At 45.8% G+C, this 1,709-nt stretch carries 2 protein-coding genes; both read right to left on the minus strand.

Going from position 1 to position 1,709, the window contains the following annotated elements; genetic code table 11:
- Window positions 1-205: 205 nt before the first annotated feature.
- Window positions 206-649, minus strand: coding sequence for a GNAT family N-acetyltransferase (locus HP456_RS23640; protein ID WP_172255590.1), 444 nt, complete (start codon window positions 647-649; stop codon window positions 206-208).
- Between the two features lie 214 nt (window positions 650-863).
- The coding region (locus tag HP456_RS23645; protein WP_172255591.1) for an aspartate kinase at window positions 864-1,709 on the minus strand (846 nt) is incomplete at its 5' end.

Consider the following 1,709-nt stretch of genomic DNA (forward strand, 5'->3'; position numbering starts at 1 on the left):
CCACCAGCCTCTGAGCAAAGCCCTTACGCTTTTCTAATAAGCTACTTTTCCCGCAGGAGTCTTCGTCTTGCACTCCAATCAACCGCTGGAAAGAGCTAAAATCTAAATGTACATTAAACAAAATAAATACCCGAACTAATTTGAGGCAAATTAGTTCGGGTTTTACTTAGACTAAAACACTTTTGTCCCACCCTCTTTCTTGTTGTTACAGATTTTTAATAACAGCCATTTCCTTGCCGAACCTGTCTCCATGATCAATAAATCCAAGACTTGCGTACAGCTGATGGGCACCCGTATTGTCAGGATGATAACCGACAACAATCTTCTTCACATCCGGAAGCTTCTGCATCTCGGCAATCATTTGCTCCGCTGCTGCCTTGCCGATCCCTTTTCCTTGAAACGACTTGTCCACCATGATCCGGTAAACCCAGTGACCGTCCAGTTCCTCTGCAATTGAATTATACATAAGGAACCCAACAACCCGGTCTTCAAAATAAATACCATATGATTTTAATGTCGGTTCGAACTTTGATTGCGCGATGGATATTGCATTTGATTCAATGAAACCTGACTGTTCCTTAGAAACCTCTAATTGACAGCATTCATACCAGTTATCTTCATTCAATTCGACTAATTTTACATTGTTCATCCTTTTTCCCCTTTCGATATGCGGGGAATCTAGACACCTTTGAATTCAGGCGTCATCCCCATGTTACTGATACTGTTTCTAAATCGATTCATTATGAACGCCTCCCTTTACCGGTGAATTTTCTGACTTTTTTCATTATACCATATTATGCTAATTTCTCAGACAAAATAAGACTACAAGCAGTTTGCTTGCAGTCTTGTCACTCCGCTCACTATCAACGAACCGCAGCTACTTTTCTCATTTCAGGGATATCGAGTCCAAAAGAGGTGTGCAGCAGCTCGGCGGCACGGTGCATGTCGCCATGCTTCACGGCTGCGGTCACGCTTACCGGTGAATCCTCGACCAAACTGAATTCAATCCGGCCGGCAGTCAGAGCCTTTGCTGCTTTTCCCTGGATGACGGGGTGGGTACGGATATTGCTTCCGATGACGGCTACCTTCGCCAAGTCTTCTTGGGTGGTGAATTGATCAAATTTCAACTGTTCTTTCATTTCCAGGAGAAGTTCCAGGGATTCTTTCAGTTCGTTTTGGTGAAGGAGCAGCGTCAGTTCATTCCGAGACTGCTCCTTGAAGAAGTCGCACTCGATATTCCGGGTCTGGAGGACTGAAGTGATGGCTGATTTCGTTTTCTCGCAGTCAGTCATTCCGCAAAGGGAGATTCTTGTTCGATCTTGTTGAAAGACGATTCCTATGACTGGGTACCGATCCGACCTTTTGGATGAAAAATTTATGAATGTCCCCTTTTCTTTTGTAAGGCTTGACCGCACGACCATAGGGATTCCATACTTTTTCGCATGTTTGACGGATCGCGGGTGCAGGACACCCGCTCCTCTTGCCGCCAGATTCAGCATATCATCGTACGTTAAGGATGAAATTTTGGCTGCTTTTTTGATATATCCGGGGTCCGAAGTGTAGACGCCGTCGACGTCTGTAAAGATGTCGCAGCGCTCCGCTCCAAGCTTGGCTGCGAGTGCCGCAGCCGTGGTGTCGGATCCGCCCCTCCCCAATGTAGAGATAGATCCTTCTTCCGTTATCCCTTGAAAACCGGCCACTACGACAAT

Origin of the sequence: Bacillus haikouensis (assembly GCF_013179555.1) — a bacterium.
GTDB lineage: Bacteria > Bacillota > Bacilli > Bacillales > Bacillaceae_B > Rossellomorea > Rossellomorea haikouensis_A.

What these genes read in the sequence shown, in the direction of transcription:
- HP456_RS23640 (WP_172255590.1), bottom strand. Translation starts at nt 649, where the DNA reads ATGAACAATGTAAAATTAGTCGAATTGAATGAAGATAACTGGTATGAA.